This window comes from Asaia sp. SF2.1, assembly GCF_000505765.1.
Taxonomy (GTDB): Bacteria; Pseudomonadota; Alphaproteobacteria; order Acetobacterales; family Acetobacteraceae; genus Asaia; species Asaia bogorensis.
In genome coordinates, this window is record NZ_AYXS01000011.1 from 52,439 (window position 1) to 53,589 (window position 1,151).

At 46.4% G+C, this 1,151-nt stretch carries 1 pseudogene; it reads right to left on the reverse strand.

From position 1 onward, the window contains the following. Positions 1-818 (reverse strand): annotated as a pseudogene (locus tag P792_RS37515) (peptidase S8 and S53, subtilisin, kexin, sedolisin); the annotation flags it as partial. Positions 819-1,151 lie beyond the last annotated feature (333 nt).

Genomic DNA, 1,151 nt, shown 5'->3' on the forward strand with positions numbered 1-1,151 from the left:
CCGAGCGTACGATATAGCTCGAGAGGGTCTTCGCTCCCTACACTATGATCTAAAACGCGCAAATGATCTACATAAGAGTAGGGCCTCGGAACGCTTTTGTTTGGTTCTATAGGTCCAAATAAAAATGCCGAACTAACAGCCAGTCCATGACTTATACTATCTGGATCATCTGCTGCATGTTCATCCATCTTTCTATAATTCGAAACCCAAGGTCCGATGCAGTGAGTGTTTGGTAGGCCACCATCGAGGATGGCGACTTTAGGCTCAGATGACAGGGGCTGTTCGTCAGGCAAGGTGCAGATCACCTTGACACCACTAGAGCGTTTTATCGGCCTCATTCCGCGGAGTTGAGGCATTGGTCGGATAACGCGGATAAGGGAAAACAAAGATAATTTTTTAACGCTGTCATATTTGCCTTCTGCTGGATAAAATATCAGACCTCCAGCAGTGAAAGACAAATCTGCATGGATCTTTACTCCAACCTTACCGGCATATTCTAGAAAGCTCCCAACGAAGTCTCTAGTCTCAGTAAGATGCATGCCTACTTCGAAAATCGATGTTCCCTCATGTGATGAGTTAGTTATCCGATTTTCAGGTAACAAGGCTTTTATGCGTTCTATGCGCGTGAAATCTTCCGCCTCAGAGGTTCCCTCAATGAGCTGGGAGGCCCAAGCGTTTAGTTCTGCAAATCTTGATCGATCACCTAAAACATAGAGCTCTGTCGTCGAAATTGGTCTCGGATCTTCTTTTTTTGACCAAGATTTCGGAGTGATATTTACAGCGCGGCTTCCAATTACTTCTAGTCCTGCTTTCTTCATAAGGGTGCTCGGGAAGTATGACCGAGCGATATAACTAGGGTTCATAGCGAAGAGAGCAACACCCACGTTTTGGGGGCAGGCGTCGCTCGGTAAGACGCTAAGCGTGCGTGCTGTCTCAGTGATTTGGGGTAATAAACGATCTTGGGACTCGACAAGAGAATAGACTTCGGTCTTCCCCGGTGGACGCTTGGGCGGACTAATCGATGAGGTGAGGAGCTCTCCGCGCCCGATAAGGAAATTAGTATTGTTCATGATTCATCCCCTGCAACGCAAGTCGAAATATTTTTCTTGTACCTAGAATATTTTCTGAGGGTATCTCTACTTATTCCGGTA